Annotated in this window: 18 protein-coding genes; 6 read left to right on the top strand and 12 right to left on the bottom strand. The window is 63.9% G+C overall.

The window, feature by feature from the left end:
• Positions 1–103 precede the first annotated feature (103 nt).
• The 4 genes from AC1RL5_RS03215 to AC1RL5_RS03200 form a co-directional block, all read right to left on the bottom strand.
• Positions 104–490, bottom strand: a complete 387-nt coding sequence (locus AC1RL5_RS03215; protein WP_011061493.1) for an AprI/Inh family metalloprotease inhibitor — start codon at positions 488–490, stop codon at positions 104–106.
• Positions 491–583: 93 nt separating this feature from the next.
• Positions 584–2,032 carry a serralysin family metalloprotease gene (locus AC1RL5_RS03210; RefSeq protein ID WP_011061494.1) on the bottom strand — a complete coding sequence of 483 codons (1,449 nt, stop codon included), beginning with the start codon at positions 2,030–2,032 and terminating at the stop codon, positions 584–586.
• Positions 2,033–2,331: 299 nt separating this feature from the next.
• Positions 2,332–3,432 carry a DmpA family aminopeptidase gene (locus AC1RL5_RS03205; protein WP_072450232.1) on the bottom strand — a complete coding sequence of 367 codons (1,101 nt, stop codon included), beginning with the start codon at positions 3,430–3,432 and terminating at the stop codon, positions 2,332–2,334.
• Between the two features lie 9 nt (positions 3,433–3,441).
• The gene (locus AC1RL5_RS03200; RefSeq protein WP_011061496.1) at positions 3,442–4,806 is read right to left on the bottom strand and encodes an APC family permease; all 1,365 of its coding nucleotides are present in this window, start codon (positions 4,804–4,806) and stop codon (positions 3,442–3,444) included.
• 204 nt (positions 4,807–5,010) lie between these two features.
• Here AC1RL5_RS03200 and AC1RL5_RS03195 point away from each other — a divergent pair, with 204 nt between their 5' ends.
• Positions 5,011–5,814, top strand: a complete 804-nt coding sequence (locus AC1RL5_RS03195) for a helix-turn-helix transcriptional regulator (RefSeq protein WP_072450231.1) — start codon at positions 5,011–5,013, stop codon at positions 5,812–5,814.
• Positions 5,815–6,020: 206 nt separating this feature from the next.
• Here AC1RL5_RS03195 and feaR read toward each other — a convergent pair whose 3' ends face one another.
• From feaR to AC1RL5_RS03175, 4 genes are all read right to left on the bottom strand, one after another.
• Positions 6,021–6,959 (bottom strand): transcriptional regulator FeaR, encoded by a 939-nt coding sequence (feaR, locus tag AC1RL5_RS03190; RefSeq protein WP_019095317.1) that lies wholly within the window; start codon positions 6,957–6,959, stop codon positions 6,021–6,023.
• 149 nt (positions 6,960–7,108) lie between these two features.
• Complete coding sequence (locus AC1RL5_RS03185) at positions 7,109–7,702, bottom strand: DUF3156 family protein (RefSeq protein ID WP_103407281.1); 594 nt, start codon at positions 7,700–7,702, stop codon at positions 7,109–7,111.
• Entirely contained in the window at positions 7,668–9,188 is a 1,521-nt protein-coding gene (locus tag AC1RL5_RS03180; RefSeq protein WP_072450229.1) for an APC family permease, read from the bottom strand. The genes AC1RL5_RS03185 and AC1RL5_RS03180 overlap by 35 nt, the downstream gene beginning before the upstream one ends.
• Positions 9,189–9,439: 251 nt before the next feature.
• Positions 9,440–10,927, bottom strand: a complete 1,488-nt coding sequence (locus AC1RL5_RS03175) for an aldehyde dehydrogenase family protein (protein ID WP_011061501.1) — start codon at positions 10,925–10,927, stop codon at positions 9,440–9,442.
• A 284-nt stretch (positions 10,928–11,211) separates the two neighbouring features.
• On the opposite strand from AC1RL5_RS03175, the gene AC1RL5_RS03170 reads away from it, so the two are divergent.
• From AC1RL5_RS03170 to AC1RL5_RS03150, 5 genes are all read left to right on the top strand, one after another.
• On the top strand, positions 11,212–12,546 hold the full coding sequence (locus AC1RL5_RS03170; RefSeq protein WP_492588945.1) for an aspartate aminotransferase family protein: 1,335 nt from the start codon (positions 11,212–11,214) through the stop codon (positions 12,544–12,546).
• A gap of 175 nt (positions 12,547–12,721) precedes the next feature.
• Positions 12,722–13,396 (top strand): helix-turn-helix transcriptional regulator, encoded by a 675-nt coding sequence (locus AC1RL5_RS03165; protein ID WP_019095321.1) that lies wholly within the window; start codon positions 12,722–12,724, stop codon positions 13,394–13,396.
• Positions 13,397–13,483: 87 nt separating this feature from the next.
• Complete coding sequence (locus tag AC1RL5_RS03160; RefSeq protein ID WP_377706128.1) at positions 13,484–14,299, top strand: molybdenum cofactor biosynthesis F family protein; 816 nt, start codon at positions 13,484–13,486, stop codon at positions 14,297–14,299.
• A gap of 78 nt (positions 14,300–14,377) precedes the next feature.
• Positions 14,378–15,760 (top strand): aspartate aminotransferase family protein, encoded by a 1,383-nt coding sequence (locus AC1RL5_RS03155; RefSeq protein WP_072450226.1) that lies wholly within the window; start codon positions 14,378–14,380, stop codon positions 15,758–15,760.
• Entirely contained in the window at positions 15,757–16,518 is a 762-nt protein-coding gene (locus tag AC1RL5_RS03150) for an SDR family oxidoreductase (RefSeq protein WP_145711961.1), read from the top strand. The genes AC1RL5_RS03155 and AC1RL5_RS03150 overlap by 4 nt, the downstream gene beginning before the upstream one ends.
• A gap of 164 nt (positions 16,519–16,682) precedes the next feature.
• On the opposite strand, the gene AC1RL5_RS03145 is transcribed toward AC1RL5_RS03150, so the two are convergent.
• Genes AC1RL5_RS03145 through AC1RL5_RS03130 form a run of 4 tightly spaced genes read right to left on the bottom strand, consistent with a single transcriptional unit; the run spans position 16,683 to position 20,494 of the window.
• Positions 16,683–17,774, bottom strand: a complete 1,092-nt coding sequence (locus AC1RL5_RS03145) for a polyamine ABC transporter substrate-binding protein (RefSeq protein WP_492588946.1) — start codon at positions 17,772–17,774, stop codon at positions 16,683–16,685.
• A gap of 47 nt (positions 17,775–17,821) precedes the next feature.
• The gene (locus AC1RL5_RS03140) at positions 17,822–18,163 is read right to left on the bottom strand and encodes a cupin domain-containing protein (RefSeq protein ID WP_019095326.1); all 342 of its coding nucleotides are present in this window, start codon (positions 18,161–18,163) and stop codon (positions 17,822–17,824) included.
• Between the two features lie 57 nt (positions 18,164–18,220).
• Positions 18,221–19,627, bottom strand: coding sequence for an NAD(P)/FAD-dependent oxidoreductase (locus tag AC1RL5_RS03135; protein WP_093403400.1), 1,407 nt, complete (start codon positions 19,625–19,627; stop codon positions 18,221–18,223).
• A gap of 51 nt (positions 19,628–19,678) precedes the next feature.
• On the bottom strand, positions 19,679–20,494 hold the full coding sequence (locus tag AC1RL5_RS03130; protein WP_011061511.1) for a helix-turn-helix domain-containing protein: 816 nt from the start codon (positions 20,492–20,494) through the stop codon (positions 19,679–19,681).
• Between the last annotated feature and the right edge of the window lie 237 nt (positions 20,495–20,731).

The following is a 20,731-nucleotide window of genomic DNA, read 5'->3' as shown; positions in this document are numbered from 1 at the left end:
ATAATTCGGACAGCTGTATCCAACAGCAGCCCGAACATGTTCCTGCCGGCCAAGAGAGTGGCGATATAATGGCCGTCGTTTATTAGACGAACACACTCATCGCTTAATTAGCGGCGCGTTGTAACACAATCAGACCGTCGGCTTTCAGGCGGGCTTCGTAGAGGCCCTCTTTCTGGCGACTGAAGAAAATGATTTTCGAGCCTTCGCGGCCGGTAATGGCAATGCCATCGGGCTCCGGGAACCAGCCCACCGCGGCTTCCCCGAGCCATTTCGACAGGCAGTCGGCGCCGTCGCCCAGGGCGGCGTTGTGCAACAGGTCCAGGGTGCAACCTTCAGCGGGTGCGGCTGCCTGTTGCAGCTGCCAATGTCCAACCAGTTCCGAGGGGTCCGCCAAGCGCAGGCTGCTTGCCATGGTGATTGCTCCATAAAAGATCATCAGTGTCGCCAGCAGCCATCGGGCCGCCCGGCAACAGGAAATATGCAGGGTCATAGGGTGCTCCGTTCGCCCGGTAGACTCGCTCAGGCCAGGGCCCAAAGCAAGAACGCAGAGCCGCTCGACTGCGCGGCCCTGTGCTCATTTCACTCAGGCGACGATGTCGCTGACCGCTGCCTGGCCCACGGTGCTGACCAGGAAGTCCGCCACGCCATGCCCGGAGAAGTCCACGGACAAGGTGCTCACGCCCCCGGAGGTGGTGAGGATCGCGTCACCCGCCGCGCCGGTGAAGGCGTTGACGAAGTGCAGGCCGGCGCCCTTGGTGATCCCGGTCAGATCGATCTTGTCCAGGCCGCTGACAAAATCCATGATCTGGTCGGCCGCACCCGGCTTGGAGTCGGTGCTGGCGGCGAACACGAAGGTGTCCGAGCCCGAGCCGCCCCACAGCTGATCTGCACCGCCGGCGCCGTAGATGATGTCGTTGCCGGCACCACCCTTGAGCACGTTGGCGGCGTTGTTGCCGATCAACAGGTCGTTGCCCGAACCGCCGATGGCGTTCTCCACGGTCACGCCCTGAGCGATGGAAACGTTACCCACCATGCCGCCAACGTCGGAGAACGAGGCTTCATTGAGGTTGATCTTCTGGTTCTGGGTGAAACCGGAGAAGTCCAGGGTATCGTTGCCGCCACCGTCCCACACCGAGAACACCAGCTTGTCGGAAGACGAGCTGGCGCTGTAGAAATCACGCCCGGTGTTGGAGTTGAAGCCGTAGGTGGTATCGCCGGCACGGGTGCTGTAGTTGGCACCGTAGAGTTTCTGGATAGCCGCGATATCGTCCATCAGCGGGCCGGACGAATAGGCTTCGACCCCGCCCTTACTGAAGTTCTGGCTGGTATTGCTTTCACTCCAGTAGCTCATGACGCTGTAGCCACGGGTGTCCTGGCCGTAGCTGGCGTCCTTGTAGCTGGGGTTGCCTTCGCCGGCGTTGTAGTCGCCAGGGTGAGCCAGGCCCAGGGTGTGACCGATCTCATGGGTCAGGGTCTGACGGCCATAGTTGTTCAGGTCGGGGTTCTTGTTCTGGGTGTAGCTGCTGTTGATCAGGTACCACGAGGTGCCGTCGTAGCCGGCGCCGGTACCTGGCAGGTAGGCAAATGCCGCCGCGCCATCCTGGCCACCGCTGTAGTTGCCGAAGGTCATGTGGGCGTCGCCACCCGAGGCTTTCTCGGTAAACACGACGTTGGCCACGTCTGCCCAGGACTGCATGGCCAGGACTGCCTGGGCCTTCTGCTGGGCGCTGAACTGGCTGAACCCGGAGATGCCATGCTTGTACATGGTGCTCGAGGAAGCCGAGGTCAGGAAGGTATAGGTCAGATCGATCTTGCCGTTACCGTTCAGGTCCTTGTAGGCAGCGCCGTCACGCAGCAGTTGCGTGGCGGCCTGGTCGACCGAGAACGAAGGTTTGCCATTGACCGTGAGATTGCCGCCACGATCGTATTGGTGGCTGAAGCTATTGATCTGGTTATACGCCGAACTTGCTGCGGCCAAAGGCACCAGTTGTTGTTCGGCAGATGCAATAGCGTTCTCTGTTACTTTCGACATAAACACACTTCCTTGTAATCAATGGAACAGTTTTTGTCAGATAGCGACAATCCCTGGCGAGATCGTCCTATCACTCGCCCTAAGCAGGCGCAAGAAAACTGACACAATTTGAAATCAGGCGTCCACTACTTTTTTGACGTCAAATCTCACTGTTCCAGCGAACTCCAGCAAACAATGACTGTACAGTCGAAAGATTCTTTTCCAACTGATTAACGGCAGTCATTGTCCGACAATCTACAATTTAATTATTAAATATCCATATAAACAGTTATGTCGACCGCGTCGCACTTCTTAGTCCGTTAACTTCTGTTCCAACCAGTTAGTTCCAATGTTTCCAGCAACACTTGCGCAGTCAGGGCCGGCACTTGCACGCCGTCGGCGCTGGTCATGGGCACCCCCGCCAGCAGGGCGTTGATGATGGCTTCCTCCACCGCTTCGGCGGCTGCGCTGAACAAGGGCGAGATGTGATCGTTGTTGAGCATCGCCAGCGGCGTGCTGAAACCCAGGCCCTTGCGCCCGTAGTCCGCCGTCGGCAAGTCCCGGTTTCCCGTGGCAAAGGCCAGGAAGATATCGCCGCTGGAATCCTCGGTGCCTCCGCCGGTGCGGGCGATGCCGATGGATGCGCGCTGGGCCAGGCGCTGGCACTGGTGCGGCAACAGCGGCGCATCGGTGGCCAGTATCACCACGATCGAGCCCATGCCCGGGGTCCCGCGCTCGGCAAACGGCGAAGGGATGTGCCCCAGCCGGCGCCCCACTGGATAGCCATCGACCCGCAGTTCCTCGCGCTTGCCGTGGTTGGCCTGGACCAGGGCGCCGACGGTGTAGCCGCCCTGCTCGGCCGTCAGCCGCCGCGACGCCGTACCGATGCCGCCCTTGAACTCATGGCAGATCATCCCGGTGCCGCCGCCGACCGCGCCCTCGGCCACCGGCCCGGACTCGGCGCAGGCCATCGCTTCGCGCACCTGCTGCACACCCACATGCTGGCCCCAGATGTCATTCAACAGGCCGTCGTAGGTTTCCATTACCACTGGCATGCACCAGTACACCGCCGGGTCTTGCAACGCCTCGCGCTCCAGGGCGATCAAGGCATCGCGCACCACGCCCACACTGTGGGTGTTGGTGATCGCCAGCGGCGTGGTCAGGGTGCCGGCCTCGCGAATCCACTCCAGGCCCGTGGCATCGCCATTGCCGTTGAGCACATGGCAACCGGCAAAGCACGGCTGCTGGCGGGCGTGCCCGGCCCGGGGCTGGACCAGGGTAACCCCAGTGCGCACCTGCTTGCCGTCCACGCTGGCATTCAAGGTGCTGTGGCCGACCCGCACCCCGGGAACATCGGTGATCGCATTGAACGGGCCTGGCGTCCCCAGGCCCAGGCGGATGCCCAATTGACGTGCTCGCATAACCACTCCTTACAGTTTCTGAAACGCCGGGCTGTACCGGCCGTTGGTGCCATAGAGGATCACCGACAGCGCCAGCAACCCGATGATGACCATGATGTCCCGCAGGGACGCTTCGAGGAACAGATTGACCAGCAGGTAACCCGCGCCGAGCACCGCCAGCAAGGCCGGCAGCGGCCACAGCGGCATGCGGTAGGGATGCTCGCGGTCGCGCAGCAGTACCCGGCTCATCAGCGCGCTGAGGGCGACGATCAGGTACACCAGCATGATCAGCAGCACGCTGAAGGACGTCAGGTCCGCCAGGTTCGAGCTGAAGCTCAGCACCGCCGAGGGAATGGCCAGGAACAGGGTCGCCAGCCAGGGTGAATCCCAGCGCGGGTGAATGCGGGTGAACAGGCGATTGATAGTGGGCGTCCACAGCGCATCGCGGCCACTGCTGAACACCACCCGACCGATCTGGATGACGATGGCGACAATGGCATTGAACACCGAAAGGAAAATCCCGCCGCTGACCACCCGGGCCAGGGTCTCGTTGCCATGGCTGGTGAGCAGGTAACCGATGGGGTCGGGGCTGGCGAGCATCGCGCTCAAGGACGGCGCGCCGATCAGCAGCGCGGTGAGCGGCACCAGTTCGATGATCACCACCAGCACCAGGGACCACAGCACCGCCTTGTGCACCCCGCGGCCCTTGCATTTCATGTCTTCGGCCAGCAGCACCGCCGGGCCGTAGCCGTTGTAGGAAAACAGGCCGATGCCCACCGCGCCGATCACCAGTGCCCAGGGCGCCAGTTGCAAGGCGCCGTGATCGACGATCTGCGGTTGCAGCAGAATGCTCACCGGCTGCGAGGCATTGCCGAAGCCGAGCCAGACGATCACCAGCAAGGCCGCCACTTCCAGCAGCAGGCACGTGCCGGTGATCCAGGCATTGAGCTTGATATTGAGGATGCCCAGCAGGTAACTGCAGACCACGATAACCAGGGCCACGGTCTGGGAATCGAAGTTCGTGCCCAGGGCGTTGTTCAGGTAGGTGGCGGCACCAGTGGCCAGCACCGGCGGAATGAACAGCAGCATCACCAGCACCGTGAGGAAGGTGGCATAACCGGCCATGCCGCCGAACACTCGCTTGGCGTATACATACTCACCGCCGGCGCTGTTGTGGGCGCGGCCCAGCTCGGCGTAGCAAAAGGCGAACATCAGGGCCAGCAACCCGGCCATGACGAAGGCCAGGAACACCCCGCTACCGGCCTGATGGATGGCGAAGGGGGCGATCACGAACACTGAACTGGCGGGGGTCACACCGGACACGGTGATGGCCACCACATCGAACACACTCAAGGTAGGTTTCAGCGCACCGTCGGGCGCAGAGGGAGAGCTCATATCGTTATCCTCGTGTTTATTGTTGGTCTGAGGCAGAAACGAAATTCATCGGGCGGGTGCGTTCTGGGGCGCACTTGCTGGGAGCTACTCTAGGCAGATGCAGACCATCACCCAATTCCCCTATTGGAGTACTCCCCTTGACGACGGCGGTTAAATCGACGAAACCGGGCCACGACATTTCAGCGGATCAACGGAGCAACAGCTTTGAGTGACCTGTTCAGGGAAGTGGGCCTGCATGCCGGCCTGGGCCGCACCCTCACATTGATCGGCAATCCACGCTTCTGGAAACAGCTGATCCTGCTGCTGCACCAGGCTACGCCGTTCGACAACGCCCTGGCGATCTTCTACCCGCTGGACGGCCCGCCCCGGGCCCTGGAGGAATATGACGCCGAACCCAGCAGCAAGCCGGCGTCCATGCTCACCTACCTCAACGGCCTGTACCTGCTGGACCCCTTCTTCCAGGCCTGTCGCGAAGGCTACCCCAGCGGCCTGTACCGCCTGGAAGAAGTGGCCCCGGACCATTTCCGCCAGAGCGAATACTTTCTCAGCTACTTCCACGACAACGTCCTGGAAGACGAAGTGCAGTTGATTCTGCAACTGCCCGAGGCCGGCACCCTGTCGCTTTCCCTGGGCAGCCAGCGCGTCTTCAGCCACGACGAGATCGGCCTGCTCACCACCTTTTCAGCCTGGGTACTGCCGCTGATGGAGCAGCACTGGCAACACAGCCAGGCCCGCCCCCAAGGCCCCGCGCCCCAGGAAATGGCCAGCCAGATCCGCGACGCCTTGAGCCATTTCGGCAGCGCCGTACTTTCGGAGCGGGAGCTGGAGATAGCCCGCCTGATCCTCCGGGGGTTTTCTTCAAAGGCCATGGCGGAACGGCTGAAGATCTCGCCGGACACCATCAAGGTCCACCGCCGCCACCTCTACGCCAAGCTGGATATCTCCAGCCAGCCGGAGCTGTTCTCGCTGTTTATCCAATCCCTGGGGCACGACCTGGAAAATCCGTGATTGCCGGTCTGCCAACGGCTATCTGCTATCTGCTATCTGCTATCGGTAGGAGCTGGCTTGCCAGCGAAGGCGCCCTCAAGTTCGACGCATGCCTTACGGCCTTCTTCGCCGGCAAGCCGGCTCCTACAGGCGAAGGCGCATTCAAGAGCGGCGCATGCCTTGCGGTGCGGCCGCCGGCAACGACGGCGGCCGCAAGGGCCATGCCGTCAGGCGTTCAGGGACCGGGCGCGGAAATCCCGGGGCGATTGTTCGAAATGCTTCTTGAAGGTGCGGCTGAAATGCGCCGAATCGGTGAAGCCCCATTTGAAGGCAATGTCGGTGATGGATTCGTTGCGCAGGTGCGGATTGCTCAGGTCCGCGGCGCTGCGCTTGAGCCGCGAGCGCTGGATGAAGCGGCAAACGCTGTCCCCCTGCTCCTCGAACAGCCGGTACAGCTGGCGCACCGAGATATTCAGCTGGCCGGCCAGTGATACCGGAGTCAGGCCCGGCTCATTGAGGGACTGGCTGATCAATTGCCGCGCCTGATCACGCAGGCATCCGCCATGCAGGCCCTCGTCAAAGCCATCCAGGCTGTTGACGGTCTGGCGCAAGGTCGGACCGAGCAGGGCAATCAGGGCTTCCTGCAAGGCCTGCCCTTCCTGCTGGGCCGCACAACCCTGCAATTCGCCGGCGCAGATCTGCTCCACCAACAAACGCATCAGGCGCCCGCTGGCGCAATTTTGCGACAGCTTGCCGAACTTGCGCTGCTGGGCCGGCAGGTGGCGATAGACCTCCTCCCGGCACAGATGGAACGAAGCATGCTCGATCAGGCCATGGGGCACGATCTCGCAGGCTCCGGCGGAGTCCAGCAGCGCCATGTCCCCCGGGGCCAGTTCGACACTTTCGCCGCCCTGGCTCAAGCGCGCATGGCCGCTGCGCTGGATGATGAGGAAGCAATGGCGATCGTCCTCATGATCGACCTTGGTGCTCTGGCGGGAGATCAGCCCGGCGTTGGTGCGGATCTGCGCCACCTCCAGCCCGGCGTAATCCTGCATGCCCACTTCACCAATGAACAAGGCGGGATTGCGCGCCGGACGGGCATCGAATCGACCGCAGACGCCCTGCAGGGCGCCCACCCAGGAACTGAAACTATGCGAAGCAAGCACTGTGCACCTCCAGAAGCCGGTTCCAACCGCCTTTGTTGTTATGGCGATATCATTAACATGTTATCTATTTGCCAGGCAAGGCGCCTGACAGCATGGATAGTCTGTTATGGCTTAAGCAGGCTGTATGCCAGCGCTTACGGTTATGTCCCTCAGAAATCTCGCAGTAGCTTGTACAACTCAGTGAAGCTGCCCAGTAGCGCCGCCCGCTGTTCAGCGCTCAAGCGGATATAGCGGCGGAACCCGGGCAGGCGGTTGACCACTTCGCTGGCGCCGAAATGCTCCAGGTGCACCTGCCAGCCCTGGGCATCGCGCCGCAATTCCAGGTGTTTGAAATCCAGGGGCAACAGGTGCTCCAGCAAGCGCTGGTCACTGCACAGGCGCTGTAGCAGCGGCGCCCATTCAGCGTCCTCCCCCGTGAGCAGCCGAGCCGCGACCCCCTGACGGCGGATCGCGCCAGTGTGACGCAGACGGATCCGCGCCTGCCGGGCCGTGTCGCAGGGCACCGGCAGGCGGCACTCACAGGCCACGATGTGCATCAGGAACTGCGCCTGGGCGCGCTCTTGCACCTCGAACCTCAAACCGTTTTGCGGGCAATGAAAACCGCCCTGCACCTGGCTCTGTGGAGTGAAATCGAGCCCCGCCAGATCCCGACGCAACTGCCCCAGGGTCAGCCCCGGGCGATAGCCCGATGGCGCGCGGTTCCACAGTTCAAAGAGGTTTTGCCGCCAGCTTGAAAGATTCATCAGGCACGCTCTCCTGTGGGTTATGGGCGGTATCCGGGTCCAGGCCCAGCGCCTGTTCCAGCACCTCCTCCACCGGCACCGGGCGAAACGGATTGACCTTCTGCACCAGCAGGGTCCAGACCAGCGCATAGATCGCGGTCAGGCCCAGCATGCTGCCGAAAGGCACATAGATGTCCCGCGGATTCATGCCCGGCGGCGTAATGAACCACATGCCCAGCAGGATGCCCACCGAAGACAGGATCTGCGGCAGCGGAAACCACGGCGACTTGTAGGCCCGGGGCAGGTCCGGCCGGCGAATCCGCAGCATCACCACTGACAGGGTCACCAACAGATAGGCAGTGCTCCAGGCACAGACCGCCGCCAGCACCAGGTGCATGATGCTGTCGGTGCTGCCCCCCAGCCACCAGGCATGCAGGCAGGGAATCAGCACGGCTACGGCAATGCACAGCAACGGCGTCTTGAAGCGCGGGTGCAGGTAAGTGAAGACCTTCGGCAACGCTCCATCCAGAGCCATGCCGTAAAGGATTCGCGGCAAGCCGGCCATCAGCGTGTTGATGGTGGCGGCGCCGGCGAACAGCAGGCCGATGCCCAGCCAGATACGGCCGAAGGGCCCCATGATCTGCTCGGCAAAATGCGGAATGGCCATGGGCGTATCCAGCAGGTGCACGCTGCCATCCTCGCTCAGGGCGATGTTTTCCACCTGGCGCTTCATCGCCGCGCCATAGATGAACATGCACACCGCTACCCCCACCAGTCCCAGGGCCATGGCCCGGGGAATGGTCCGGGCGGCCTTGCGCACATCCGGCGTCAGGGGCGTGACGAATTCACAGCCGACGAACATGAACATGGCCATGCCCACCAGGGACAGGATGGTCGGCAGGTCGGTACCCACCATCGAGGCGCCGAACCAGCCATCGAGCTGCACCGCCGGGGCCTTGAGCACCCCGAGCACGCCAAAGATGATCAGGGTGGTCCACATGCCGAAGGTCAGGATCACCTCGGCACGGCTGAAGGCGGTGATGCCCACGGCGTTCAGCGCACCGAAGAACAGCACCAGCCCCACCCCCACCAGCCAGGCACTGCCGCTCTGCTCCAGCAGGGTGTTGAGGGACTCGAAGTTAACCAGGGCCATGACTCCACTGAGAATGGTCTCCGCGGTGCCGGCGAACACGTGCACGATCAGGTAGGCGGACAAGGTCCCGGTGATGGCGAAAAAACGCCCCAGGCCACAGGCCAGGTAGTCATAGACCGAACCGTTGGTGGGCAGCAGGCAGGCCGCTTCGGCGAAGGTGGTCGATTGCGCCAGCATCATCACCAGGGCGATCACCATCGCCATGGCAAAGGCGCCACCGCCGATACCAAAGCCCGTGGTGGCCGTGAGGATCACCGGGCTGGCCATGATCAAGCCCACGGCACTGGCCAGGGCCGTGGGAAAGCCGACTACACCTTGATCCAGGTGGCGACTGAGTCTGTCGTTGAGCGACATGGTGGTAAACCTCGAAAGCATGGGTTGATGATTGTTGTTCTAGGCATTTCAAGGGCACGCCTGATGGCGGAGTGCTTGGCTGTCTGACGCAGCTGTCTTCATGTTCACACCCTGTAGGAACTGGCTCGCCACGAAGGCGTCGGCAAGATCACCGCCCAATCCAGGGGCCTCTTCGTCGGCCAGCCGGCTCCTACAGTAAACCGGTTGGCCCTGCCCCCGCAGGGGCCGGCTGGCCGGCGAAGGCGTTCGGCTCAATAAGCGATGCACACCGACTTGTTCTCGGTGTAGGCCTCGATGGCCGCATGGCCCATCTCGCGACCGATGCCCGACTGCTTGTAGCCACCGAAGGGCATCGACGGGTCCAGCATGTTGTGTGTGTTGACCCAGACAGTGCCGGCCTTGATCTGCGGAATCAGCTGCATGACCCGCCCCAGGTCGTTGGACCAGATGCTCGCCCCCAGCCCGTACTGGTTGTCATTGGCCAGGCCCACCACTTCGTCCAGGGTGTCGAACGGCGTGGCCACCACCACCGGGCCGAAGATCTCCTCGCGCACCAGTTGCTGGTCGGCGTGCACATCGGCCACCACCGTCGGGCGCACATAGAAGCCCCGCTCGCCATGGGCGACACCGCCACAGAGCAGCCGGGCGCCCTCTTCGACTCCGCGTTGGACCATCTGCAGCACGCGCTTCTGCTGCTTGGCGGAAATCAGCGGATTGATCTGTGCCTGCTCGTCCAGCCCCGGCCCGATGCTCAGGGACCCGGCAATGGCCACCAGGCGCTCCAGCACCTCGTTATAGATGCGGCGCTGGATATACAGCCGCGAACCCGCCGTGCACACCTGCCCCTGGTTGAAGAAGATCGCCCCGGCGGCGCCGGCGGCGGCGGTCTGCGGGTCGCAGTCGTCAAGCACGATCACCGGCGATTTGCCGCCCAGCTCCAGGGAAAAACGGGTCATGTTGTCCACCGCGGCATGGCCGATCAGCTTGCCCACCTGGGTCGAGCCGGTGAACGCCAGTTTGTCGATTCCCGAATGGGCGGCCAGGGCCGCGCCGGCCTGGGCGCCACTGCCGGTGACCACGTTGACCACCCCGGGGGCGATCCCCGCTTCCAGGCACAACTGGCCCAGGCGCAACGCGGTCAGCGGGGTTTCGTCCGCCGGCTTGAGCACCACGGTGCAGCCACAGGCCAGGGCCGGAACGATTTTCCAGATGGCCATCAGCAGCGGGAAGTTCCACGGCACTATGGCCCCCACCACGCCCACCGGCTCCGGCACGGTGTAGGCCCGGTACTGCGCCCCGGGCACTGCGGCGATGGAGACATCCAGGCTCTTGCCCTCGATCTTGGTGGCCCAGCCGGCCATGTAGCGGGTGAACTCCGCGGCCGCTCCCACCTCCAGGGCCCGGGCCAGGTGGATCGACTGGCCGTTGTTGAGGGTTTCCAGTTGCGCCAGTTCCTCGCCATTGGCCTCCAGCAGGTCCGCCAGCTTCAGCAGCAGGCGCTCGCGGTCGGCGGGGCGCTGCGCCTTCCAGCTCCCCTCGAAGGCCCGACGTGCGGCGTTCACCGCCAGGTCGATATCGGCCTGGGCGGCTGCCGCGACCTCGGCCAATTGTTCGCCACTGGCGGGGTTGTACACCGCCATCCGCGCACCGCTGAGGGCCGGCTGGCTGTGACCGTCGATCAGCAGGCCATGCTGACTGTCTATGAATGCAGCGACACGTGGGTCGATGGCAACGCTCATCTTGAATCCTCGCAGGTAGACCTAGTTCGAGATGGACTTTGAGCGCAAAGGCGCACGCCGTCTTGACCCTGGCTGCCGCGAAACTTGGCCCTGGCTGCCAGCCCCGCCAGGGCCTTCGCTGGCAAGCCAGCCCTTGCAGGTGCATGCCATTTACCAGCGAACAGGCCCGCAAACCCGCCACTGGCAGCCTGGGTCAAGTGCCCTGGCACACAGAGGCAAGCCAGGGGCGTATAAATGACGCACTAATATCTCCACGCTGTCCGTGCGTTATCAGGAGACTCAACGTGAGCGAACCAAGCCGTTTCTGGCACCCCATGCTGCACCCCAACGAAATGAAGCAACGCGAGCCGATCCGCATCGTCCGTGGCGACGGCTGCTATGTGTATGACGACAAGGGCCACCAGCTGGTGGATGGCGTTGCCGGGTTGTGGAACGTCAACGTCGGCCACAACCGCAAGGAAGTGAAGGCGGCGATCACCGCGCAACTTGATGAACTGGAATACTTCCAGCTGTTCGACGGGGTCAGCCATCCCCGGGCCGAAGAACTGTCGCGGGTGGTGATGAACCTGCTGGAACCCGAGGACATGCGCCGGGTGGCCTTCAGCTCCGGCGGCTCGGACGCCATCGAAAGCGCTTTGAAGCTGGCCCGCCAGTACTGGAAGCTCGAAGGCCAGGCCGACCGCACCAAGTTCATTTCCCTGCGCCAGGGTTACCACGGCACCCACTTCGGCGGCGCCTCGGTCAACGGCAACACGGTGTTCCGCCGCAACTACGAGCCGCTGCTGCCGGGCTGCTACCACATCGATACCCCCTGGCTGTACCGCAACCCCTACAGCCAGGACCCGGAAGAGCTGGGCAAGATCTGCGCCGACCTGCTGGAGCGGGAAATCCAGTTCCAGAGCCCGGACACCGTCGCCGCCTTCATCGCCGAGCCGATCCAGGGCGCTGGCGGCGTGATAGTGCCACCGGCCAACTACTGGCCGCTGATCCGCGAAGTCTGCGACAAGTACGGCGTATTGCTGATCGCCGACGAAGTGGTCACCGGCTTCGGTCGCAGCGGCTCGATGTTCGGCAGCCGCCTGTGGGGCGTCAAGCCCGACATCATGTGCCTGGCCAAGGGCATCACCTCGGGCTACATCCCCCTGGGCGCCACGGTGGTCAACCGGCGCATCGAAGAAGCCTTCGAGAAGAACGCCAGCTTCACCGGGGCCATCATGCATGGCTACACCTACTCCGGGCACCCGGTAGCCTGCGCCGCCGCCCTGGCGTGCCTGGACATCGTGGTCAAGGAGGACCTGCCGGCCAACGCCGCGAAAATGGGCGACTACATGCTCGACAAGCTGCAGCCCTTCGTCGAGTGCTTCGACACCGTCGGCGAAGTGCGCGGCAAGGGCCTGATGCTGGCCCTGGACCTGGTGGCGGACAAGACCACCCGCGAACCCATCGACCCCATGAGCGGCTACGCCAACCAGGTGGCACAGATCGCCCGGGACAACGGGGTCATGGTGCGCCCGGTGGGCACCAAGATCATTCTCTCGCCGCCCCTGGTAATCCAGCAGGCACAGGCCGATGCCATAGTCGACGCCCTGGCCGAAGGCTTGAGCAAGGCCCGCCGCTAACCCCGGCCGCAGGCTGCGATCGAGGCAATCACGATCGCAGCCTGCGGCGCTGGAGGCTTGCCAGGCACGCCCAGCAGGGTTTCCCTGTGCCAGTCCGGGTTCCGGACAGGATCAATCCACGTCCTTGCGCCCCTTTCACCGAGCCACTGCCCCAGGTGCAGCCAGGAGCCATCCGATGAACGCACCCGCGTCCCTGCCCGGCCCCCATGAACTGGGCCACCGCTGCATCGCCGCTTTCACCCGGGTAGTACCCGCCAGCCTCTGCGCCTTCTACCGCATCGATGCCCAACTGCAGGCCCGGGATTTTTCGCTGTACCGCATGCCGGAGCAGATGCACCAGGCCTACCTGCAGCACTTTCGCCACTACGACCCCCTGCAACCTCGTCACTGCGCCGCGGCGGGGCGCCCGGTGCTGTCTCTGCACATGGGCATGGCCCACCAGGGCCATCACGAGAGCGAGGTTTATCAGGGGTTCCTGCAGCGCCATGGGGTACTGGATGTGGTGGAAATCCTGGCCCGCGATGGCGAACGGCCGGTCGCCGGCCTGTCGCTGCTGCGCGACGTCGGGCTGGGGCACTTCAGCGTGGAGGAACTGGGCACCCTGCATGCCTTGCAGGGCCTGCTGGAGATTGCCGCCCTGGCGCCCTGGTCCCAGGTCGATGAGCGCCTGTCGGGCCTGACACCCCGGGAGCGGGAAATCGCCTGGTTGCTGCGCGACGGCGCAGACAACAAGACCATCGCCCGGCGCCTGGACCTGGGCCTGCCCACGGTCAAGACCCACTTGATCAACCTGTTCCGCAAGGTCGGCGCCAGTAACCGTACGGAGCTGGTCAGGGCGCTGTTCCTGTAAAGCCCGGGCACTTCAACCATAAGGTTGATGGGCAACCCGGGGCCGGCGGCCGAACATGCAGCTCTCCTTGCTGACAAGAGCCTTGCCATGAACCCGCAACCTGAATGGATCACCGTCGGAGCCCTCGCCGATGGCTTTGCCGAAGACAATCACATCCTCCCGGCGGTCGACGACCTGGCCGGTCGCCACCTGACCCTGCACTTCGACAACCACTGGCAGATCGAACACCATTTCGCCGCCCACACCCTGCGCTGGAACAACGTCGGGGAAGCGGCCGGCGCCGAGTTGCCCTATCGCGCAACCTGCCTGCGCCCCGGCATCTACCTGGTGGACTTCCTCAAGCACGAACAGGGGCAGATCCACTCGGTGAGCCTGGTCCTGGACCTTGAGCAGCAATGCTTCAGCGCCGTCATCGGGCAGATGCCCAGCCAGGCCGAATCCAGCGTCGACCTGTTCAGCCGGGCCCTGGCCGGTGGCGAGCTGACCTCGGTCAAGGCCCAGTTTCTCCACGGCGCCATCGACACGCCGGTCACCACCAGCACGCCACGCCATGAACCCACCGATGAACTGGTGGGCCTGCGCAACCGGTACATCTACAGCGCCAGCGAGGCCTACGAGCACATCTACCTGAATGCCAACTTCTACAGCTGGCAATGCCTGCGGGGCGTCGAACAGGGGCTGGCGGATACCGACCGCTGCCACTACTACAAGATCGCCGAGCAGCTGTACCTGTTCGTCTGGCGAGAAAAGATCGTCCCGACCCTGGGCCTGGTGCTGATCGACCTCAAGGCCGGTCGCAGCGACGGCAAGATCTTCGGCTACCAGGGTGCCGACTTCAGCAGCGCCGCCAACTTTCCGGTGGGAGCCCTGGCAGAGGTGCTCAACCGTACCCGGCACCGCTGATACCCGCCCCCTGGCTCCAGGCTGCCGGCCCAGGCCAGCACCTGGGCCAGCCAGCCCTCTTCCTCACAGGACACTGCCATGACTCTGGGCCTCGATCTGCAACGCGTCGCAAGTTGCTACCAGACCGAACTGCAACTGTTTGCCGAGAAACACCCGCGCTCCGGCGCTTTCTACCAGGAAAACCTCCAGCATTGGCTGTACGGCGCGCCCTTGCACTGGATGCAGCAATGGCCCGGCTCCTACCCGATCATGGTGGCCGACGCCCAGGGCGCGACCCTCACCGATTGCGACGGTCATCACTACGTGGACTTTGCCCTGGGTGACACCGGAGCGATGTTCGGCCACGCCCAACCGGCGGTCGCCGCTGCCATCGCCGAACAGGCACTGCATGGTTCGACCCTGATGCTGCCCACGGCCGACAGCCTGTGGGTCGGCAAGGAACTGACCCGGCGCTTTGGCCTGCCCTACTGGCAGGTCACCACCTCGGCCACCGACGCCAACCGTTTTGTCCTGCGCCTGTGCCGGATGATCACCGGGCGGCAGAAGGTCCTGGTGTTCAACTGCAACTACCACGGCAGCGTCGACGAGTCCCAGGTGGAGTTCGACGCCCAGGGCCAGATGATCCCGCGGGACGGCGTGCACGCCAACGGCCTGCAGCACCAGGCCACCACGCGGCTGGTGGAGTTCAACGACCTGCCGGCCCTGGAAGCGGCCCTGGCCCATGGCGACGTGGCCGCGGTACTCACCGAACCCTTCATGACCAACGTCGGCATGGTGCCGCCAGCCCCGGGCTTTCATGATGGCCTGCGGGAGCTGACCCGGCGCTACGAGGTGCCGCTGATCATCGACGAGACCCATACCCTGTCCTGCGGCCCCGGCGGCTATTGCGGCGAGCACGGGTTGCAGCCGGACTTCTTCGTTCTCGGCAAATCCATCGCCGGTGGCATTCCCACGGCGGTCTGGGGCGCCAGCCAGGCCATGGCCGAACGGATCTGGCAGGTGCTGCCGCATTTCCAGCCGGGCCAGGCGATCAACCATTTCGGCTTCGGCGGCACTCTGGCCGGCAACGCCCTGCAGATGGCGGCCATGCGCGCCACCTTCAGCGAAGTGATGAACGAGGCCAGCTACGCCCATATGTTCCATCTCGCCGAGCGCCTGCGGGCCGGGGTCGAAGCCATCATCCACAAGCACCGCCTGCCCTGGCACGTAACCCGCATCGGCGCCCGGGTCGAATACCTGTTCATGCAGCAGCCTCCGCGCAACGGCGGCGAGGCCCATCATGCCCGCCATGGGCTGATCGAAGCCTATCTGCACCTGTACCTGCTCAATCGCGGGGTGTTGCTGACGCCGTTCCACAACATGGCGCTGCTGTGCCCGACCGCCAGCGAGGCGCAGGTCGACCTGCACAACCGCCTGCTGGACCAGTGCCTGGCCCAGGTTCTGCCAGGAGCCGCCTCATGAGCCAGGATCTGCGTGGGCGTATCGCCCTGGTCACCGGTTCCGGCCAGGGCATCGGCCGGGCCATCGCCCAACTGTTCGCCGCCCAGGGGGCCAGGGTCATGCTGGCGACCCGCAGCGCGGCATCGGGCGATGAAACCCTGCGGCTGATTCGCCAAGCCGGCGGCACCGCCGAACTGCTGCCTGTGGACCTGGGCACCCGCAATGCCGCCGAACAGGCAGTGGCGGCAACCCTGGAGGCCTTCGGCGGCCTCGACCTGCTGCTGCACAATGCCGCGATCTTTCCGATGCAGAAGCTGGCCGAACTGGAGGATGAAACCCTGGACAGCACCCTGGCGGTGAACCTGAAAAGCTGCTTCTGGCTGACCCGGGCCGCCTTACCGGCGTTGCGTCGGTCCCAGCAGCCGAGGATCGTCATCACCTCCTCGGTCACCGGCCCGCGCACGGCGATTCCCGGGCTCGCCCACTACGCGGCGTCCAAGGCCGGGGTCAATGGTTTTATCCGCGCTGCCGCGCTGGAGCTGGCGGAATATACAATCACGGTCAACGGCGTGGAGCCCGGGCTGATTGCCACCCAGGCCATGGACAATCTCGGCGACGCTTCGACCCTGGCTTCGAGCATTCCCCTGAAGCGCCTGGGCAGTGCCGAGGATATTGCCTGGGCCATGCTGTTCCTGGCGTCACGGCAAGCGGGCTATATCACCGGCCAGACCCTGGTAGTGGATGGCGGCGCCCTGCTCCCGGAAAACACCCAGCTATAGAAACTGCCGCCCCCCCACACCGGCACCTAAGAGGCGGACCGGCTGGCGCCCTCCATGGAGAACAACGGGCGTAGGAGCTGGCCTGCCAGCGAAGGCGGCCCCGAGCGCAACACAAGGCTTGAGGCCCTCTTCGCCGGCAAGCCGGCTCCTACGAAGGGGTCAGGTCAGCTGCCGCTGCGGATCTTGTTCCACAGGCGGGTGCGGATGCGGTCGATGTCCAGCGGCATGGCCTCCAGGGCAAACAGCTTGTCCATCATTTCCGGGCTCGGATAGACCTTGGTGTCGTTCTTGATGGCCGGGTCGATCAGGCTGTCGGCCTGCAGGTTGCCGTTGGCGTAGTGCACGTAGTTGCTCACGCCGGCCATCACTTCAGGGCGCAGCAGGTAGTTCATGAAGGCATAGCCGGCCTGTTCATCCGGGGCATCCACTGGCATGGCCACCATGTCGAACCAGATCGGCGAGCCTTCCTTGGGAATCGAGTAGCCGATCTCCACCCCGTTCTTCGCCTCCCTGGCACGGCTTTCCGCTTGCAGGATGTCGCCGGAGAATCCCACCGCCACGCAGATATTGCCGTTGGCCAGGTCGCTGGTGTACTTCGACGAGTGGAAGTAGCTGACATAAGGCCGGACCTTCATCAGCAACGCCTCGGCCTGCTTGTAGTCAGCCAGGTTCTTGCTGTGGTGCGCCAGCCCGAGGTAATTGAGAGCGGTAGGGATCAGTTCCGGGCCATTGTCGAGGATCGCCACCCCGCACTTCTGCAGCTTCTGCATGTACTCGGGCTTGAAGATCAGGTCCCAGGAATCCAGTGGGGCATCGTTGCCCAGCACTTCCTTGATCTTGGCCACGTTGTAGCCGATGCCGGTGCTGCCCCAGAGGTAGGGGAAGCCGTGCTGGTTGCCCGGGTCGTTGACCTCCAGGGCCTTGAGCAGCACCGGGTTGAGGTTCTTCCAGTTGGGCAGCTGGCTCTTGTCGAGCTTCTTCAGTGCCCCGCCCTGAATCTGCCGGGCCATGAAGTGGTTGGAAGGAAACACCACGTCATACCCGGATTTTCCGGTCATCAACTTGCCGTCCAGGGTCTCGTTGCTGTCATAGACGTCGTAGGTGAAACCAATCCCGGTTTCCTTCTGGAAGGCCTTGGTGGTGTCCGGGGCGATGTAGTCCGACCAGTTGTAGATCTTCACCGTATCGGCCTGGGCCAGGGACGTGGCCAGGAACAACGGGCTGAGCAATAGCAACGCGCAAGTCTTGCGGATCATGAGTCGATACCTGTGGCTGGTTTTGTTGTTGGCAGGCAATCAAGGGATCAGAAAATCAAGACGTAGGTCTTGCGCACCGTTTCCTGGATATCCCAGATCCCGGTGCTGTTGGCCGGCAACATCAGTGCATCGCCGGCTTCTATGTGCAGGGTTTCGCCATTGTCCGGGGTGAAGGTGCAACGGCCCTGGATGAAGTGGCAGAACTCCTGGGCGACGATCTGCCGCCGCCAGCGCCCCGGGGTGCATTCCCAGATGCCGGTCTCGACCCCGTCGTTGCGTTCGACGGCGGTCACCGAGGTCACGGCCACCGGAGTGCCCAGGGGCACCGCCACTGGTGCGGATTCGGCCAGGGTGGCGGTGGCGGTTTGCTTGAATTGGGTGATGCTCATGGTTCTACCTTTCGACGGAAAATCCGAACGGACAGCGTTCGGTACATAGAGGCCGGCTCAGTGCATGAAACCTTCCATGAAGCCGGCGATCCGGCTGGCCATCCTGCGCCGCCATGGAGCCGAGGCCGGGTTGGCCAGGGTCTGGTCCTCGTGGACGAAGCTGCGAATGATCGCGTTGTAGCCCAGCCAGCGGCACGGCTCCGGCTCCCAGGCCCGCAGGGTCTCCAGGCCGCACTCGGGCATGACCCAGGGCTGGTGTACCAGAGGGCTGTCGCGTTCCAGGATCAGGTCCGCCAGGGTCCGGCCGCCGAGGTTGCTGGCGCCCACGCCCTCGCCGCCATAGCCGCCGGACAGGGCGATGCCCTTGCGCCGGTCGCAGAGCATGTGCGGCTTGAAGTGCCGGGACATGCCCAGGTTGCCGCCCCAGGAATGGCTGATGCGCACGTTCTTGAGTTGCGGGAACAGCTCGCCGAACAGGTAGCGGCGCAGTTCCACTTCGTCACGGGTCAGGTCGAAGTCATGGCGCAGCTTGCTGGCGAACTGATAGCCGCCCCGGGCACCGAACACCAGCCGGTTGTCCATGGAGCGCTGGCCATAAGTCACCTGTCGGCTGCTTTCGCTGAAGGCCTGGCCCTGGCTCAGGCCGATCTCTTCCCAGACAGACTCCGCTAGCGGCTCGGTGGCCACCAGCAGGCTTTGCACCGGCAACTGGTAGCGGCCCAGGGGCGGCAAGGTGACCGAATAGCCTTCCACTGCCGGCACTATCCAACGGCTGCGCACCGAAGCCTGGGCCGTCTGCAGGCTGCCGGACTGCCAATGGGTCACCGGGCTGTTTTCATAGAGGGTCACCCCCAGGCGCTCAACCGCCCGGGCCAGGCCGCGCACCAGCTTGGCAGGCTGGATGGTGGCGCAATGCGGGGCATAGATACCGCCATAGGGCTTGGCCAGGCGGATCTGCTGGGCCAGTTGCTCGGGGTTGAGCCAGCGGTAGTCGTCCTGGTTCAGGCCCTGGGCATAGAGCTTGTCCAGATAGTGGCGCAGGCTGGTTTCCTGCTCCGGGTAGCGGGCGGCGCAATACAGCACCCCGCCCTTGCGGTAATCGCAGTCGATGCCCTCACGTTCGATGACATTGGCCACTTCATCGGGGATGCCGTGCAACAGGTCGAAGGAGGCCCGGCGCTGCTGCGGCGACAGAGCGGCCAGCAGCCGGTCTTCTCCCAGCAGGTTGCCCATCAGCCAGCCGCCATTGCGGCCCGAGGCACCAAAACCGGCGGTTTGCGCTTCGATCACCGCAATATTCAACTGCGGCGCCTGGCGCTTGAGGTAATAGGCGGTCCACAGCCCGGTATAGCCGGCGCCGATGATCGCCACGTCCAGGTCCAGGTCTTGCGCAAGCTGCGGCCGCGGCAATAGCGGCTCGTCGAGCTGGTCCATCCACAAACTGATACTGCGCCACGCTGGCATGCAAGCACTCCGCAACCCGAATTTCGAATGCGGCGATCCTAGTGCCTGGCCTCAGGGGCTGTCTTGCGCGCGTGCACGCAAAGAAATTTGCTTGGCGTAGGCCTTGGGCGACTGGCCGGTGTGCTGGCGAAAACAGCTGTAGAAGGCCGACAGCGAATTGAACCCTGCGGCAAACGCCAGCTCGTCGATGCGCAGCGGCGGCGTGGCCTGGTCCAGCGCTGCCAGCAGATGCTGCAGGCGCGCCTGGTTGACGTAGCGGTAGAAGCTCTGCCCCAGCACCTGGTTGAGCAGGTAGGAAATCTGGTTGCGGCTGTAACCGCATTCCCGGGACACCCTCTGCAGGTCCAGCTCGGGGTCCAGGTACGGCTGCTGGCGCTGGAAATACTGCTGCAGGTCCTCGGCCATGAAACTCAACTGGCGCGGCGACAGCCCCAGCCGGCTGGCCGCCGGGCGCAGTCTGGCGGAGGACTTGCTCGGTGCCGGCTCCCGGACCAGTGAGGCGTACTCGTTGACCCGCCAGATCAGCCCGTCGCGCACGGTGATCGCTTCACTGGAGCGAAATGACACCAGGCCCTGGCCTCCGCGCAGGGTCACCTGGTACTGGATAAACGCGGTGTTGCCATCCAGGCGGATGCGATCGCTGTGCTCCAGGGCCTCGTCGGGAGCCCGGGGCATGCTGGCCCGCACGTATTCGCGCAGTTCCTCCAGGCCCAGGGTACGGTTCTGGAAAAAGTCGTTGTACTGGATGTCCGGGTGGTACAGCGCCATTACTCCATCCAGGTCCCGGTGCTTCCAGCACAGGTGGTAGCGCATCACGGTTTCACCGGTGGCCTGGGTGTGCAGCGGCCCGTCATCGGGGGCAGACATAGGTTTCTCGAACAGGAAAAGGCGCAGCTTGCCGAACTTCGCCAAGAGCTTCAACGACCGGCCGCCGGCCAGATACGGCAGCCGCCGGGGGGGGCCTGGGAGACGACATGACTTGCATCAATAATCCGTGAGTGAACCGCCGGACGGTGGGCAAAAAAACTGCGAACCGTCACAAGCCAATGCTATTTTTAAAACCTCAACCGATCGGGTCATTGACGATCCGGTCGTTCCTACCGC

The organism is Pseudomonas sp. GW822-FHT06D10 (assembly GCF_058799535.1).
The sequence above is the reverse complement of the archived record's forward strand: the minus strand, read 5'-3'. Positions and strand labels throughout refer to the sequence as shown.

Coding starts and splice junctions, on each gene's coding strand:
- AC1RL5_RS03200 (WP_011061496.1), bottom strand. CDS start 4,806: ATGAGCTCTCCCTCTGCGCCCGACGGTGCGCTGAAACCTACCTTGAGT.
- AC1RL5_RS03205 (WP_072450232.1), bottom strand. CDS start 3,432: ATGCGAGCACGTCAATTGGGCATCCGCCTGGGCCTGGGGACGCCAGGC.
- AC1RL5_RS03165 (WP_019095321.1), top strand. CDS start 12,722: ATGAACGCACCCGCGTCCCTGCCCGGCCCCCATGAACTGGGCCACCGC.
- AC1RL5_RS03180 (WP_072450229.1), bottom strand. CDS start 9,188: ATGTCGCTCAACGACAGACTCAGTCGCCACCTGGATCAAGGTGTAGTC.
- AC1RL5_RS03145 (WP_492588946.1), bottom strand. CDS start 17,774: ATGATCCGCAAGACTTGCGCGTTGCTATTGCTCAGCCCGTTGTTCCTG.
- AC1RL5_RS03135 (WP_093403400.1), bottom strand. CDS start 19,627: ATGCCAGCGTGGCGCAGTATCAGTTTGTGGATGGACCAGCTCGACGAG.
- AC1RL5_RS03140 (WP_019095326.1), bottom strand. CDS start 18,163: ATGAGCATCACCCAATTCAAGCAAACCGCCACCGCCACCCTGGCCGAA.
- AC1RL5_RS03185 (WP_103407281.1), bottom strand. CDS start 7,702: ATGAATCTTTCAAGCTGGCGGCAAAACCTCTTTGAACTGTGGAACCGC.
- AC1RL5_RS03215 (WP_011061493.1), bottom strand. CDS start 490: ATGACCCTGCATATTTCCTGTTGCCGGGCGGCCCGATGGCTGCTGGCG.
- AC1RL5_RS03175 (WP_011061501.1), bottom strand. CDS start 10,927: ATGAGCGTTGCCATCGACCCACGTGTCGCTGCATTCATAGACAGTCAG.
- AC1RL5_RS03155 (WP_072450226.1), top strand. CDS start 14,378: ATGACTCTGGGCCTCGATCTGCAACGCGTCGCAAGTTGCTACCAGACC.
- AC1RL5_RS03160 (WP_377706128.1), top strand. CDS start 13,484: ATGAACCCGCAACCTGAATGGATCACCGTCGGAGCCCTCGCCGATGGC.
- AC1RL5_RS03210 (WP_011061494.1), bottom strand. CDS start 2,032: ATGTCGAAAGTAACAGAGAACGCTATTGCATCTGCCGAACAACAACTG.
- AC1RL5_RS03130 (WP_011061511.1), bottom strand. CDS start 20,494: ATGTCTGCCCCCGATGACGGGCCGCTGCACACCCAGGCCACCGGTGAA.
- AC1RL5_RS03150 (WP_145711961.1), top strand. CDS start 15,757: ATGAGCCAGGATCTGCGTGGGCGTATCGCCCTGGTCACCGGTTCCGGC.